The sequence below is a fragment of the Clostridium sp. YIM B02569 genome (genome assembly GCF_022320765.1).
GTDB lineage: Bacteria > Bacillota > Clostridia > Clostridiales > Clostridiaceae > Clostridium > Clostridium beijerinckii.
Genome location: NZ_JAKJJX010000007.1, coordinates 110,306 through 124,565, shown reverse-complemented (window position 1 = coordinate 124,565; position 14,260 = coordinate 110,306). Strand labels below are relative to the sequence as shown.

Annotated in this window: 18 protein-coding genes; 17 read left to right on the top strand and 1 reads right to left on the bottom strand. The window is 29.5% G+C overall.

The genetic code is table 11. The annotated features are described in order from the left end of the window. Positions 1-62 precede the first annotated feature (62 nt). From L3B96_RS08490 to L3B96_RS08470, 5 genes are all read left to right on the top strand, one after another. Positions 63-569 (top strand): hypothetical protein, encoded by a 507-nt coding sequence (locus L3B96_RS08490; RefSeq protein WP_238860278.1) that lies wholly within the window; start codon positions 63-65, stop codon positions 567-569. Between the two features lie 40 nt (positions 570-609). Next, positions 610-1,278: a DUF4272 domain-containing protein gene (locus L3B96_RS08485; RefSeq protein ID WP_238860276.1), complete on the top strand. Its 669-nt coding sequence runs from the start codon at positions 610-612 to the stop codon at positions 1,276-1,278. Between the two features lie 65 nt (positions 1,279-1,343). Further along, positions 1,344-1,853, top strand: a complete 510-nt coding sequence (locus L3B96_RS08480) for a hypothetical protein (RefSeq protein WP_238860274.1) — start codon at positions 1,344-1,346, stop codon at positions 1,851-1,853. Between the two features lie 104 nt (positions 1,854-1,957). After that, positions 1,958-2,557, top strand: a complete 600-nt coding sequence (locus L3B96_RS08475; protein WP_238860272.1) for a hypothetical protein — start codon at positions 1,958-1,960, stop codon at positions 2,555-2,557. A 47-nt stretch (positions 2,558-2,604) separates the two neighbouring features. After that, the gene (locus tag L3B96_RS08470; protein WP_238860270.1) at positions 2,605-2,964 is read left to right on the top strand and encodes a hypothetical protein; all 360 of its coding nucleotides are present in this window, start codon (positions 2,605-2,607) and stop codon (positions 2,962-2,964) included. A 238-nt stretch (positions 2,965-3,202) separates the two neighbouring features. Here L3B96_RS08470 and L3B96_RS08465 read toward each other — a convergent pair whose 3' ends face one another. Further along, positions 3,203-3,772: a DUF6707 family protein gene (locus L3B96_RS08465; RefSeq protein WP_238860268.1), complete on the bottom strand. Its 570-nt coding sequence runs from the start codon at positions 3,770-3,772 to the stop codon at positions 3,203-3,205. Between the two features lie 215 nt (positions 3,773-3,987). Here L3B96_RS08465 and L3B96_RS08460 point away from each other — a divergent pair, with 215 nt between their 5' ends. The 12 genes from L3B96_RS08460 to L3B96_RS08410 all read left to right on the top strand — a co-directional run bounded on the left by L3B96_RS08460 (position 3,988) and on the right by L3B96_RS08410 (position 14,256). Beyond that, complete coding sequence (locus L3B96_RS08460; RefSeq protein WP_238860266.1) at positions 3,988-4,434, top strand: hypothetical protein; 447 nt, start codon at positions 3,988-3,990, stop codon at positions 4,432-4,434. A 16-nt stretch (positions 4,435-4,450) separates the two neighbouring features. Continuing rightward, the gene (locus L3B96_RS08455; RefSeq protein WP_238860264.1) at positions 4,451-4,936 is read left to right on the top strand and encodes a hypothetical protein; all 486 of its coding nucleotides are present in this window, start codon (positions 4,451-4,453) and stop codon (positions 4,934-4,936) included. Positions 4,937-4,961: 25 nt separating this feature from the next. Beyond that, positions 4,962-5,090 (top strand): hypothetical protein, encoded by a 129-nt coding sequence (locus L3B96_RS27225; protein WP_275297136.1) that lies wholly within the window; start codon positions 4,962-4,964, stop codon positions 5,088-5,090. Between the two features lie 29 nt (positions 5,091-5,119). Continuing rightward, positions 5,120-5,557, top strand: a complete 438-nt coding sequence (locus L3B96_RS08450) for a hypothetical protein (protein WP_238860263.1) — start codon at positions 5,120-5,122, stop codon at positions 5,555-5,557. A 144-nt stretch (positions 5,558-5,701) separates the two neighbouring features. Beyond that, positions 5,702-6,001, top strand: a complete 300-nt coding sequence (locus L3B96_RS08445) for a cytochrome b5 domain-containing protein (RefSeq protein WP_238860260.1) — start codon at positions 5,702-5,704, stop codon at positions 5,999-6,001. A gap of 419 nt (positions 6,002-6,420) precedes the next feature. Next, complete coding sequence (locus tag L3B96_RS08440; RefSeq protein WP_238860259.1) at positions 6,421-6,921, top strand: hypothetical protein; 501 nt, start codon at positions 6,421-6,423, stop codon at positions 6,919-6,921. A gap of 347 nt (positions 6,922-7,268) precedes the next feature. Beyond that, positions 7,269-7,493, top strand: a complete 225-nt coding sequence (locus L3B96_RS08435) for a hypothetical protein (protein ID WP_238860257.1) — start codon at positions 7,269-7,271, stop codon at positions 7,491-7,493. Between the two features lie 110 nt (positions 7,494-7,603). Then, positions 7,604-8,044 carry a hypothetical protein gene (locus tag L3B96_RS08430; RefSeq protein WP_238860255.1) on the top strand — a complete coding sequence of 147 codons (441 nt, stop codon included), beginning with the start codon at positions 7,604-7,606 and terminating at the stop codon, positions 8,042-8,044. Positions 8,045-8,178: 134 nt separating this feature from the next. Continuing rightward, the gene (locus tag L3B96_RS08425; protein WP_238860253.1) at positions 8,179-8,373 is read left to right on the top strand and encodes a hypothetical protein; all 195 of its coding nucleotides are present in this window, start codon (positions 8,179-8,181) and stop codon (positions 8,371-8,373) included. Positions 8,374-8,488: 115 nt separating this feature from the next. Further along, positions 8,489-9,040: a hypothetical protein gene (locus tag L3B96_RS08420; protein ID WP_238860251.1), complete on the top strand. Its 552-nt coding sequence runs from the start codon at positions 8,489-8,491 to the stop codon at positions 9,038-9,040. Positions 9,041-9,256: 216 nt separating this feature from the next. Continuing rightward, the gene (locus tag L3B96_RS08415) at positions 9,257-10,216 is read left to right on the top strand and encodes a tRNA-dihydrouridine synthase family protein (protein ID WP_238860249.1); all 960 of its coding nucleotides are present in this window, start codon (positions 9,257-9,259) and stop codon (positions 10,214-10,216) included. Further along, positions 10,216-14,256 (top strand): leucine-rich repeat domain-containing protein, encoded by a 4,041-nt coding sequence (locus L3B96_RS08410; protein WP_238860247.1) that lies wholly within the window; start codon positions 10,216-10,218, stop codon positions 14,254-14,256. The genes L3B96_RS08415 and L3B96_RS08410 overlap by 1 nt, the downstream gene beginning before the upstream one ends. Positions 14,257-14,260 lie beyond the last annotated feature (4 nt).

The following is a 14,260-nucleotide window of genomic DNA, read 5'->3' as shown; positions in this document are numbered from 1 at the left end:
AACTTACCGGAGATAATATTCATGTGATTTTTAGTTGTGGGCATTAAAAAGGAGGCGATAAGATGATTTGCAATCAAAATATGAAAAAGCATTTATTAAAATTAAAAAGGCTTAGAGCAATTGAAACTAGAGTTGATTTGTGTGATTTTGAAAATATAGTTTTACCCAATATTTACAAAAAAGTAAATTTAAATGGACAAGCATATTACTGTATTAACAATTTTTGTGGACTTAATAGGAATGGTATTCCAAAATATTCAGATACTGAACTTACTGATTTTGAGTGGGACGGGAATGAGATTTATATTTGTATAAATAATGAAAAGGAAATATATCCTGTTTTAAAAGTTGCGCTGATGGCAGTAAACTCTTGGAAAAATATTTTAAAATATAAGTTTCCCAATGTTGAATTTGATATAGTAATGAGTATTTCTGATGGTATAGAATTTGAAGTTGCACCATCAGCGACATTGAGGGTTTATGCAATTCGTAATGAATATTATTATATAGAGCTTGATAAAATAGAAGAATTCAAACAACCTATTTTAATAGAGAGAGTATTTCAATAAGTGTTAATGAAAAAAATATAAAAGAGAATGGGGATGAAGTATGAATCCAGTACAAAGAAAACAAAAGTCAATAGAAATATTAGAATCAAATAAAGTACCATATATGGAAGGACTTCCGATAATAGAAGATGTAACTGAAATAGAGGTTAGAAGTGCGGAAGAAATTGCTAAACGCGCTATAGCTTGTTTGATTGCAATTCAAGTAGCTTGTGATATTAATAGTGGAGAAAACATTGAAGAATCTAGAGAATTTTTCAAAGGATTTTTAAAAAAATATGAAGTAAAAAACGAATTAACGGAAGCAGAGAAAAAGATTATATTTGGTACTCCAGAGGAACAAGATGTAATTAATATGGCATGGAAATATGAGGCTTATTGGACGCTAATTTGGGCATTAGGGATTTTGGACGAACTAGATTATCCTTCACAAATATGTGAGTGTGATTTTGCCATTAATGTAATGGCAGCTTGTAAAGATTTTAATGAATTTATGAAAAAAGTCAACTTAAGAAGTATAGATCAAATACTTAATGAAACCGATTTAATTTATAGATATAACTGGGCTTGTGTAGATGCAAGAATACATGGAAAAGATATGCCGGCACAATTAGACTCAGGAGTTGTGTTTGAGCGCCATTGGGGATTAAATTGGCTTATTGGTAAGGGAACGGATAATGATGACTGGGATTGTGTTTCCACAGATACTTAACAAATTAGTATTTGTGCCGAACTTATGGAAGTAAAATATAATTTGGAAGGAATAAAGTAAATAAATTGAGCAATATCATTGAACTTAAAAATAACAGTAATATGAATATACATATGAGTAATGGAACAACTAGTGTGTTTATCACAGTTTTAGGTCTTAGCGGAACTAGGCTTGCAAAAACAGATGATGAAAAAAAGTTATTAGTATGGATATTAGAAAAAGATCAATCAAAATGTGGGATTGGAACTGTTGGATTTGCTATTAGTGAAATGCCTTGGGTGAAAGAAAATTTTGAGAATCAGAAAACATTTATGTTAGAAGTAGTAAAAGGAGTAAAAGAAAAATTAGGATGGGAAACTTTAGAATATATTCCTAATGAAGAAATTATTTTTCCGTTCATGGATACTTTTTTTAATATGATTAAGGAATTAAAAAAAGAGGATATAGATGAAAATGCAATAGAAGAATGGGAAAAAGCGTGTGAAGATAGTAAACCGCTGTTTAATGGATATCCAGTATGTAAAGAGCACAATGTTTTATTAACGATTTTTGGCTGTCATGTATGCAATGATTGATAAATAAATTGGCAAAAAGTTTATTGTGCTGAATGTTAAAAATAATTATATAGACCTGATGATCTTGAAGAAAAAACTTATACTGAATTTATAAGGAGCTTATTGTGAAAAATAGATTAACCATAAGATATTTAATAATATTTTTAGTATCTTATATTCTCGTAGTGGCAGTGGTTTTGCCAGGCCAGCAAGTAATGAGTAAAAAGTTCAAAAAAGATAGCGATATGCATTTTACAGTAAGGTGTGAACAAGCAACTGGAGTGCCCACATATATAATGGATAAAAAAGAAGATATTGAAGTTTTTGACAAAGTGATTAAAGAAAAATATCCCAATGCAAGTCAATATGAAATTAAACTTATAGGAAATACTCTAGAAAATAAAGGTATTGATTGGCGGGATATAAATAGTGATACTATGGAGATATATGGAGAAATAGTAGGAGTAGAAAGCAAAGATAAAAAGAGTGAATTTGGAGCTAATGTAGTGGCAGGATTAAGAGTATTCGGTAGCGCATCTAAAGAAGAATATGACAAGTATAGAAATGGGCAGATTATGGTATTTAATGTATCGTATATCGATGCAAGAGCATTTACAGGATTAAGTTTGGCAGCGTTTCTGGTGAGTCCTGTTTTTATTATAATTTTTATATACTTAGTCATTAGGTTTTTGTTGGATATAAAAAGCGTAGGGAAACTAATTTAATAAAATAGGACTAAAACTTTTAATAAACATTGATTGGGTGGGATAGTATGGGACTAGATATGTATGTATACTGTATTTCTAAAATGGAATTGAACAATCCAACATTTTTAATTTCAAAAGAAGAACTTGATCAATTAGATAAAGAGACATTTTCTAAAGTGGTGTGCAGTAATAGATGTGAAGAAGGGAAGTACTATCTATTTACAGAAAATCATATGAAGTTACTTTTGAATTTATGTAAAGAAATACTTAATGACAGTAGTAAGGAGTGTGTGTTATTACCTTTAAGCAATTTAGATGATGAAGAGTATTTAATGTGGGCAGAGTACACTTATAATAGTTTAAAAGGGATAATTAAATCAGCAGACTTCAAAAAGCATATTTTTTTATATTGGGCAGGTTGGTAAGTGTTAATATTATCACTTAAAGCCTATAATAACTTCTGTTTTATCTTTGCGCCTATGTATAAAACGATGCTAAATTTGCTTCAAGCTTTAATTTAGTGTTTTCATCGAGATTTTCATAGCTATGCGTAACACAAATGTATTTGATTTCGGCAGATTTGATCATAAGTTTAAATATTGTGTTTAAAACACAATATTTTGCTTATTTTGGTTAGCTATCACATAAAAGTATAATAGTGAATTAAATCGTTTGTAATTCTTGTATTAGAGCAGTTGCAGAAGCCTCTTTACTTTTGTATGTTCCATCCTTAAAAAAACTTCCTTCAAGAAATTTTAGCAAAGATATTAGGTTTAAAAGTTTATATTCAACTGCAGTTTTTTCATCATTATTCAATATGTAGTTTTCTATTTGCTGCGAATAATATCCATCTGTTGATGGTGTACACATTTTAGCAACATTAGATTGCCAATTTAAAACTCCTCCTGTAGTTCTTAAATTTAAATTTTTTTTAATATTTTCAGATGTCTTTTTTTCATTTAAATCACTATAAATTTTAGCCTTTAATATTTGACACGAATAAATTTCATTCCAAATATCCCAGTTACCATTAAAATCCAAATTATCTGTTAAACTAAAAATTATTAGTGCATTATCAAAATCCTTATAAATATACATCCAGGTTCCTAACTTAACAAGCAATTCTAGGTCATTACAGGACTTAAAACTACATCTTTTTATTAATTTATCACATAATCTCAAGATATGTTTGTTATTATATTTATCAATAATATCAATGAAAACATTATTCATTATTATCACTCCCATTATTATAATTTGAATATAGTTGAAACTATTTTTTTATACGATTATACTAAAAAGTGACATATATTACAAATATATAATTGTAGTGAAAATGATTTGTGATAATAGCAAAAGTGAGTTTATCTAATGTTAATTTGAGTTGTTGCTATAATTATAGTTAAAATCAAATTGAAAGAAGTTAAGAAAAACGAGGTTTTATATTAATGTATATTTTAAAAGATGTAATTGCAGATGTTCCAATAAATAAAGATTTAGGGGTTGAATTGATACAAGGTTTTATGGATCAAGATGAAAATTTTTTATGTAATTCTTTTGAAAAATTTTTATTTCAAAATTCAATACATTTATATGAATATGGATATTTTAATATAAGTGTTTCTTTTGATCTAACATTCGATTATCAGTATAAGAAAGCAAGTATAAAACAATATCCTAAACAATTTAAAATATTAGATGAATTATCTATAAAATATAATTTGAAAAAAGCATGGTTTAGTGATTATAATTTTTATTTTACTTATTCTGATGAAATCTCTATTTATGTAAATAATAGCCATTCTACATTTGGAATAATAAGGGGTAACGATAAAGCATTGGTAGTCAGGATATATGATGATTTGCTGCCTAAAATAAATGCAAGGCATATATAAGGAGTTGAAATTATAAATGATTAAGAGAGTTCCAAAAGAGCTAATTGGATTTAGCCCACCTGACTATGAGTTAGAGGGTTTTGAAGTGCTGGAAATGATTAAAGATATGCCTGAAAAGGTTAATCTAACTATAAATAGAGAATTGAATTTAGGTGAAATATATAATGCTAAAATGCGAGCCAAAATACATCCTAAACGAATAGTACCTCCACTTGACGAGGTAGTTACAGAAGTTCTTTATTATGCAGTACAAGAAATTTATAAAATGTTTGAGACTAGGAATAATTGTAAGAAGCATAAGAAAAAAGAATCTATAAAAGTTAACTATTCAATTTTAAAATATAATGTTTTATTATTTATTCACACAGATTACGATATAGGAGAATTTTCTTTTTGCCCTGTAATAGAAAATTGGTTAGAAGGGCCAGTATATTATTTAGGAGTGAATTTCTATTTTACATTATCAGGTCATGAATTGTTAGAAACATATTATATGCGGTAATTTTTTGCACAGAAGCTAGAATTATATGACAGTTGGTAAAGATTATACAATTAAAAAGAATGAATTTACTGATTTACTTCAATCTTGTGATTTATGTGAAACGCCCATTGAAAGTGAAAATGAACAAAAAGAGTGTAATAAATTTGTGATTTAATATTTAATAAGTAAAGGGGAAGTAAGAGAATGAAAATATTATCAAAAGAATATATTTATGAACATGGTATAGATATTGATGATATAGGTTATGATCCACTACTTGCAATTTATGTGATAATGGACACTGACATACCTTATACAGGAATAGGCTACTCAAAATATGATGATGATGAAATGGAGTCATATTCTTTTTATAAAAATGGATATGAGGATGGCGAAGAGGCAAAATTTTATCCAAGTGGTAAAATAATGTCATGGAATAATTTTGGAAGTGATAGTAAAAAAGGTGAATCTAGAGAATGGTATGAAAATGGGATCTTAATGCGTATGGGAAAATTTGATGGAAATGTTCGCTTAGAATATAATATATGGGATCAAAATGGGAATTTAATTGAAAAAATGAAAAAACCTACTGGTGACGATATAAGACGAATGAAGAAGATTGTTAAAGAAATTAATCAATAATATTTATTACTGATGCAATATAGTATTAAGGCATAATCAAATAAATAACAAGTCCAGTACCATACTATTTTCATGTGCCTAAAGGAATTTTTTATAAAAGTAAACTTGATATATTTGATAAGTAGAAATATTCAAGGGGTATTTATGACATCTTATTTTGAATATAGAACAATAAGTGAATTACTAGAAAATGATTACAATTTTCATAGACAACAAAAAAGATTTACATTAGATCAATTATCGAAATATGATGGAGAAAATGGAAAAATAGCTTATGTTTCAATAGAAGGACTTGTATATGACACCAGAAATGATTCAATTTTTAAGGAAATAAAAGATATAGGAATTATAGCTGGTAAAGATTTGACAGAACAATTTGATTTCTATTATAGAATGAATCACATTATTAATAAAATACCTAAAATTCGGTACTTGCAGGATTAGATATGATTCTTCAAGACACAATTAATCAAGTTTTAGAATTGCAAACTAAACTAAGTAACTGTGCTTGAACAGCTATTTGCACAGACTCAGAAATTGACGATGGTGGTGTTGGAGGTTCAGTAGGAAGAACTTATACCACTTATGGTATAAGAAGGTATAGACTTCATATTGAAAATTAACAATTAATCGTTATGAATATTAATGAATAGTAAAGGATTAATTTTAGAGTAGGAATCTCTTTTGTGAGTATTCCTGCTTTTTGTGTTTAAAAGCAGGAATCATAAATTTAGACGGGAATACGGTGAGATAAGTTGTATTTTATGTTATAATTATCCTTAAAATAGAAGAAAATAATCTAATAATAAAATATGAAAGTCTAGAGAATATATATTTATAACTTGAAATGAGGTGAAGATTAAATGAAGGAAGAATTATTTGATGATAGTATAGTTGGAGAATATGTAGAATGGAAAAATGCAAATCCAGAGAATTTTTCATGGTGGAATTTTGTGAATCTAAAGTCAGATATACAGACAGCATTAGGGTTCGCAAAATTTTTTTATCCAGATGTTATTGAAGTTGAAGGTTGTTTCTTATTAAAGGATAAGTATTCACCAGATATATTTAAAGGGTGGAAAAAGCATTTAAATAATAATAAAACTCAAATAGAAAAAATGATGAATTTATATGAAGTAGGAGATTTTTTTCATATTAATAAAGATGAAGAAGAGAATGAAGAGGTTCAAATAATTGCATTAGGAGATGTTTTGAAGCATTTATGGACATTAAGTTTTAAAGATAGATTTCCAGATAGAAAAATTAATGTGGATGTATTTCAAGAAGATGATGATGTATTGTTTATAACAGTTTATGAATTAATCAATAAAATAAAAATTGCAATTGATGAATGGAATCCATAGGGTTTACTTCCACTTGCTCTAGATGATGAATTTTTATCAGAGACTAAGAAAATAGCAGATAGAATATCAAATGAAAACAAAGTTGATGAAATTGAACAAATCATTTCAGAAGTATTTAGTAAAGCTTTTTGTGACGAAGTCAAGTTTGGTGAAGAAAACTGTATGGAAGTCTCTAAAAAAATTAAAGAGTTAATTAATGTAAGTGATATCTAAAATGAGTATAAATATAAGAAATAATAGAATTTTCATATACTGGGGGATATTATGGGGTGGGTTATGTATAAAACACATAAAGGTCTTAATACATATGAAAATGAGTCTCTAGCGCAAAGGATGCTTTTGAGGTTTTGAGATATATAAAAAATAAGTTTGGCAAACGATTAAAATCTGGGAAAGAATTTTGGGACATAGTTACTGATGATATTTATAATGATCTAATAATCGATGGAATAAAAATAAATTTAGGCTTTGATAACTGGAGTGGTGTTTTTATTATGGCATGGGATGAGCGCGGAAATGAATTAGTTAAAGAAATAGCGGAGATGATTCAACGAGATAAATTTCTATTCTGAGTTAATCTGTAATTCATAAACATATAACTGCTCTATAAGTTTATGTAGAAAATTATAAGAACTATTATATAAAATTATCAACAAATTAAATTTTGTGAAAGGAAAATAAGGTGAGCGTAGAGCGAAATTTATATATAAGAATATTGACTAATTTGGATGGTTTTTCAGATATTATTAAAATTCTAATTGATAATGGATTTTGTTTTAATAGTGATAGAACAATAACATCTTTAGAAGAAAATGATGTTGATGATTTTAATTATATAGATTTTAAATCATTTGAAATTGTAAAGAAGATATTAGATAAAAGAGAAGAGAGTGGACAAAGTAATTCAATAATTATGATCAATTATGATATTAATGAAAGATTTATTATAAGAAGTGTAAAACTAGCAAATGATTATTCTAAATATAGAAGGCATTATGAAATAAATTTTGATATTGGACACGGCATAAGAATAAGCGGAGCTGAGAGATATACTGACTTTGGTATTTATTTAAACAAGATAATTCCGATTTTTGTTAAAATAATATTTATATATGTGAAGTAAAGTGCAGTGACTATGATTGTTAAGAATCATAATTGAGTCGTAGTGATATTAATTAATAAATAATTCATTTAAAAGATTTTATACTAAAACACGAGAAATTTGAGACTACTGAAGATAATAAAGATTATAGTAGAATGCTTTCAAAAGGAGTAAAAGAAAAACTAGGATGGGAAACTTTAGACTATACTCCTAATGAAGAAATTATTTTTTCATTCATGGACACTTTTTCTGATATTATTAAGAAATTAAAAAAAGAAGATATAGATGAAGAAGCAATAGAGGAATGGGAGAAAGCATGTGATGATAATGAACCAATATATAATGATTAGTATGCAAAGAACAGAATGTCCTTTTAACAATTTTGGGCTACTATATGTGTAATGAACGATAGTATTTTATTAATTATAGTGAAATATTTAAGGTAACTATAGGAGGGAGATTTAAATGTCTAAAAGGAAAATAGCTGTAGTTAATTCTGATAAATCGTGTATTTTTAGAATAACAATTGAAATTATAAGTTTAGCGTTATGCATGTTATTTTTGATTTACTTGTATATTAAAACGCAAAGTGATTATAAAAGTAGTGGTTTTATAGTGCTATCATCACAAAGTGAGTTAGCTTTCTTTATAGCAATATCCTTCTTTTGCTTTATATTGGTATTTGCGTGCATAGTGGCGCTAAGAGGATTATTACTGAAAAAATGGTATAGTGATAAAAAGCTGGAGTCGTTAATTTTATCAGCTTGTGTTGCTGTATTTCTAATTTGTATTATTATATTTTCATGTGGTTATAGAATAATATTTTCAAAAGATGAAATTATTTATAAAGATTTTAGTTCTAAAACTTATAAGTGGTCTGATGTAACTCAGATTACAACATATGCCACTAGGATGGCAGGGGGGCTAAATCATCGCCATACTTATATGGAAGTTATAATCTTTATTTCAATGATGGGACTAAAATTAATTTATGGGATAGAGATGAAGGCTTTATAGAACACTATAAAGAAATAGAGAATATAGTAAAAGAGCATAAGATTAATGTTTATAAGTACCCCATAGATCAAGACGCTATAGATTTCATAAAAGGGGAATATGGAAAAGAACAAGAAAAGATTATATTTCAAATAGTAAATAAAGGTTAACAATTTGAAATTATTTATAAGCTATATAAGTAAGTTGAAAAATTTGGTTGAAGGAGGATAATACCATTTGGAGATAAAAGAATTAAGAGTTGGAAATATAACTTTGCCAAACAATGTTCTTATGGCACCATTAGCTGGATATACATGTTACCCTTTTAGAATGCTGTGCAGTGAACTAGGTGCAGGGCTTTGCTATACAGAAATGGTAAATTGTAATGCACTTAAATATAAGGATGAAGCAATGCATAAATTGCTTTTTACAACATCTCATGAAAAGATAAAGGCAGCTCAATTAGTTGGGTCTGATCCAAGGATAATGGAGAAAATGGCTAGAAGTGAATATCTTTCTGAATTCGATATTATAGACATAAATATGGGCTGTCCAGTACCAAACGTATTTAAAAGCGGGCAAGGAAGTGCGCTACTTGGGGATCTTAAAAGAGCAGCCTCCATTATTAAAGGCTGTAAAAAGAGCGGAAAAGTAATTACAGTTAAAATCCGAACAGGAATAAAGGAAGATGCAATGATAGCTGGTGAATTTGCAAAAATGTGTGAGGATTCAGGATCAGACATGATTGCAGTGCATGGAAGAAGCAGGAATATGATGTATTATGGTACTCCATATTATAATCAAATTGAGCAGGCAAAGTCAGTAGTTAAAATTCCTGTAGTTGCAAATGGAGGTATCTTTTCAGTAGAAGATGCTGAAAAGATGATGTGTCTTACGGGAGCTGATGGAATTATGATAGCAAGATATGCTCTTGAAAATCCATTTATTTTTAGTGAGCTCATACATAAAGAGATTACGAAGAGTAAATATAGAGTAATATCAGAACAGATTGATTTAACATCAAAATATTACGATGAAATGTTTACGATTTTATATATAAGAAGGCTTGCAGCTTACCTTATGAAAGGAAACACAGCCGCTAGACAATATAAAATTGAATTATATAAATGTGGAAATATAGAAGAACTTAAACTCATTGTTAAAAAAATATTTTGTGAAGAAAGAGAGAATAGTTGATGGAAGAAGGATTTATTATTAATGAAGGGATTTTAGCAGCATATACACTTAGGGATGCAGTGGTTAGAGTTCCAGATACAGTTCATGTAATAGGAAAAGGAGCCTTTAAAGGATGCGCTTCTATTGAAGAAATAATTCTTCCTGAAACAATAACAAGCATTATGGACACTGCCTTTAAGGGGTGCAGGAAGTTAAGAAAAATAAATTTTCCTTCAGAGCTTACGTATATTGGGGAGTATGCTTTTCATCGTTGCCATTCTTTAGAGAGTATAGAGCTTCCCAATTTAGTGAAGAAGCTTAATAGTTGTGCTTTTTTATATTGCGATAGTCTTGAATATGTTTCTATGCCTGGAGTAATACATTTAGACAGACATGTATTTTCAAATGATGAAAATTTGAAAACTATTGAGGTTTCAAGCGAATTAGATATATCAAGTATTTGTGATGTTTTTACAGGCTGCGGAAAGGTTTCAAGAATAAGCCTAACAGACGGAAATACCTTTGAGATTGAAAGCGTAATTGATATTATAGCATCTCATTCTGATATGCATCCTGTAGTTAAAGCTATTGCTACAGATATATACAGGATGATGGAAATTGACAATGGGATTCTTACAAGATTTCTTATAAATGCTAGGGAAATCGGAGTGCCAAAGGGAATAACAGGGATAGGAAAAAGCTGTTTCTTTGATAAGAAAGGTGTAGTGTCTGTAAAGTTTCCTGAAACCTTAGCTAATATTGAAAGTAGAGCCTTTAGAAATTGTATTAGTTTAGAAAGGATAGAATTTGAAAGTGAGAAGGTAGCTATAAGTTCTGATGCCTTTAAAAACTGTACAACGCTAAAATATATCACATTATCTGATGGAAAAACATATGAACTAAAGGGTCTGCCAAATAGAGATGATGATGGGATGCCGGAAATAGTAAGAACAATTCATTCCCAAATACTAAATAACTTTTTTATTAGCGGAACTACCTTAATGAAGTATAGAGGGAGCGAAGAAAAGGTAGCTATACCAGAAGGCATAACTGTAATTGGAGAGAAAGCATTCGCAGGCAATGAAGCAATTGGAAAAGTCATTTTACCACAATCTATAAAAGAAATTCGTGAAGAAGCTTTTACTGATTGCCTGCTTTTACAGACAATTAATCTTAGGGAGGGACTTGAATATATTGGTGAGTCCGCCTTTGAAAATTGTGTAAAGCTTATACGTGCAGATTTTCCAGAATCTCTTACTATAATAGAAAAATCAGCCTTTAACAGGTGTAGAAAATTGAATGAAGTGTTTTTTGGAAGCGGAGTTAAGGAAATAAGGAACTTGGCTTTTTATGGATGTAATTCACTAAAAAATGTGCAGCTGCCAGAAAAATTAGAGAGTATAGGTGATATGGCATTTTATAAATGTCTATCTTTAACTGAAATCCATTTACCAAAGTCTTTAGGTAAGTTAGGGAATAATGTATTTACAGCTTCTGGCATAAAATCAGCAGAAATAAATTGCGATTTAAGAGAGTGTGGAACAGATATTTTTTCAGAGTGTAATAAATTAAGAAAATTAACTTTCGGCGAAGGAGTTAAGGAGGTTTTCGATAAATTTGCATTTAAATGCCCTTCACTTAAATATGTTAATCTTCCTACTTCAATTGAATGTATTGGTAGAAATGCCTTTGAAGACAGCATTTACATGAAGGATAAGACTCAAAGTGCTGAAATCAGCCATATATTTATGGATGGAACTAACTTTTCGGGGGATATTATAATTCCTGAGGGAGTAACTGCCATTGCAGGAGGAGCATTTTATGGTAACACTCAGGTTACAGCTATAACACTCCCAAAATCCCTTAAGAGAATTGGCTCAAGAAGTTTTTGCGGCTGTACATCTCTTAAAAATGTCATAATTCCAAGCAGCATAACTGCGTTGGACGAAGGCGTTTTCGCATATTGTACATCTTTAGAGACTGTTGAGTCTTATGGAAAAATAAAATATATAGCTGATAATGCTTTTTACGGGTGCAGTGCTTTAGGAAAGATTCCTTTAATAGAGGCAGCTTATATAGGACAAAATGCATTTAGTGGTTGCACAAATCTTTACGATATGGATGTAAAGTGCACTAATATACAAGCAGATGCTTTTAAAAATACAGGATTCTTGGAAAACTTAAAAAATAGATCACATCTAGCTGTAGTATCAAATACTGTTGTTGATGGTAAATCTTGCTATAAAGAGGTTACTATACCAGAAGGTGTAGTAAACATTGCACCATATGCTTTTGCAGGCAATGAAAATATAACTAGTGTAGTACTTCCTAAAAGCCTTGTTTTTATAGGTGAAGGGGCATTTGGATGTTGCAAAAATCTAAAAGAGGTTATCCTTCCAGAAGCCTTAAAATATGTTGGAAGGAAAGCTTTTCAAAAGTGCATATCTATTACAAGGGTTTCAGGTAAGGCAGAGGAAATTTTAGAAGGAGCATTTTCCTATTGTATTAATTTAAAAAATGTTGCTCTTGAAGGGGTGACTTTCTTTGGAAACGAAGCCTTTTGTGGATGTGCAGGGCTTGAGATTTGTGAGTGTAAAGCGCTTAGAGTAATAGGAGACAGTTGCTTTGAAGAATGTGAAGCCTTAAGAAAATTCGATTTTACAGAGGTTAAAAAAATAGGAGTTAACGCTTTTAGTGATTGTAATTCAATTAAAAATATATCACTTAAGGCAGAGACTAAAGTTTATGCTCATGCTTTTGAAAATTGCGGAAATCTAGAAGAAATAATGGTGTCTCATGAAGGTTTTAGATATGGAAGCTATGCTTTTGCAGGATGCACGGCACTTAAAGTAATAGGTATTGGTGATAATAGATATTCTGTAAAAAACTATTCAGTTATTTTTAAAAGAAGCCTGCCAGATAGCGTAAAAGCAATATATAATAGCGCAATGAGCTGCTTTAATATAGATGAAAATCTCTCTTTGTTTGGGTATTTAAATAAAGGACGTTTTATACATATTCCAAAAGGAATAAAGACAATCGAACGTGAAGTGTTTAAAGATGCCATGAATCTCGAAGAAATATATATACCTGAAAGTGTAGAGTATATTGGTGAAAGAGCTTTTCATGGGACAATGTGGTTAGAGAAACAAGGTGAAGTTTCGCCTATGGTAATTGTTAATAACATACTAATAGAGGCAGCTTCCTGCAAAGGAAAAGTAGTAATTACTGATTATATTAAAATAGTTTCAGGCTGGGCCTTTGCAAATTGTTTTGAACTTGAAGAGGTTGTCTTTTCTTCTGATAAAACAGTTATAGAAGAATACGCCTTTAGAAACTGCATTAATCTAAAGAAGGTTATTACGCCAGATGGAAAAGATTATAACTTAACAAAAATTACAGATAGAAATGATGAAATGCTGCCTAAGAGTGTAAGACAGATTTTTATGGATTGTTTGAATTGCTTTAAAACAGATGAGAATAATGCTCTTGTTGAATGCACAGGTAATATAAACGACTTGATATTAATAGATGGAATAACTGAAATTCATAATGAGGTATTTAAAGATAGCAATTTACTAACCTATATAACTTTAACAAAAGATGTTAAAGCAATTGGTAAAAATGCCTTTGAGAATTGTAAATGGCTTAGGTCTGTAAAGAATGCTTACAATGTAAAAAGGATAGAAAAATTCGCATTTTCAAGCTGTTATTCACTAGAGAGTATAGAGCTTTCAGACAAACTTGAATTTATAGGAATGAGGGCCTTTGAAAACTGCTCTTCCTTAAAAAGTATTGTAATACCAGAAGGAATCACAGAAATTCCTGAAAAGGCATTTTATAGATGTAAAAGCTTAGAGAGAATTTTCCTTCCATCAACGCTTAAGACTATAGGAAAAGAGGCCTTTGCATTTTGTTATGAATTAACAGAGATAAACTTCCCAAAGAAGCTTGAAATAATAGATTCAAGAGCTTTTGCCTGGTGTTCAAAAATTGATAAAAAACATATATCAGAAAATGTTTTAATAAGTGCTGATGCCTTTAACTTTGGTAGCTTCTAATCTA

Coding starts and splice junctions, on each gene's coding strand:
- L3B96_RS08490 (WP_238860278.1), top strand. CDS start 63: ATGATTTGCAATCAAAATATGAAAAAGCATTTATTAAAATTAAAAAGG.
- L3B96_RS08485 (WP_238860276.1), top strand. CDS start 610: ATGAATCCAGTACAAAGAAAACAAAAGTCAATAGAAATATTAGAATCA.
- L3B96_RS08470 (WP_238860270.1), top strand. CDS start 2,605: ATGGGACTAGATATGTATGTATACTGTATTTCTAAAATGGAATTGAAC.
- L3B96_RS08465 (WP_238860268.1), bottom strand. CDS start 3,772: ATGAATAATGTTTTCATTGATATTATTGATAAATATAATAACAAACAT.
- L3B96_RS08460 (WP_238860266.1), top strand. CDS start 3,988: ATGTATATTTTAAAAGATGTAATTGCAGATGTTCCAATAAATAAAGAT.
- L3B96_RS08455 (WP_238860264.1), top strand. CDS start 4,451: ATGATTAAGAGAGTTCCAAAAGAGCTAATTGGATTTAGCCCACCTGAC.
- L3B96_RS27225 (WP_275297136.1), top strand. CDS start 4,962: ATGACAGTTGGTAAAGATTATACAATTAAAAAGAATGAATTTACTGAT.
- L3B96_RS08450 (WP_238860263.1), top strand. CDS start 5,120: ATGAAAATATTATCAAAAGAATATATTTATGAACATGGTATAGATATT.
- L3B96_RS08445 (WP_238860260.1), top strand. CDS start 5,702: ATGACATCTTATTTTGAATATAGAACAATAAGTGAATTACTAGAAAAT.
- L3B96_RS08440 (WP_238860259.1), top strand. CDS start 6,421: ATGAAGGAAGAATTATTTGATGATAGTATAGTTGGAGAATATGTAGAA.
- L3B96_RS08425 (WP_238860253.1), top strand. CDS start 8,179: ATGCTTTCAAAAGGAGTAAAAGAAAAACTAGGATGGGAAACTTTAGAC.
- L3B96_RS08420 (WP_238860251.1), top strand. CDS start 8,489: ATGTCTAAAAGGAAAATAGCTGTAGTTAATTCTGATAAATCGTGTATT.
- L3B96_RS08410 (WP_238860247.1), top strand. CDS start 10,216: ATGGAAGAAGGATTTATTATTAATGAAGGGATTTTAGCAGCATATACA.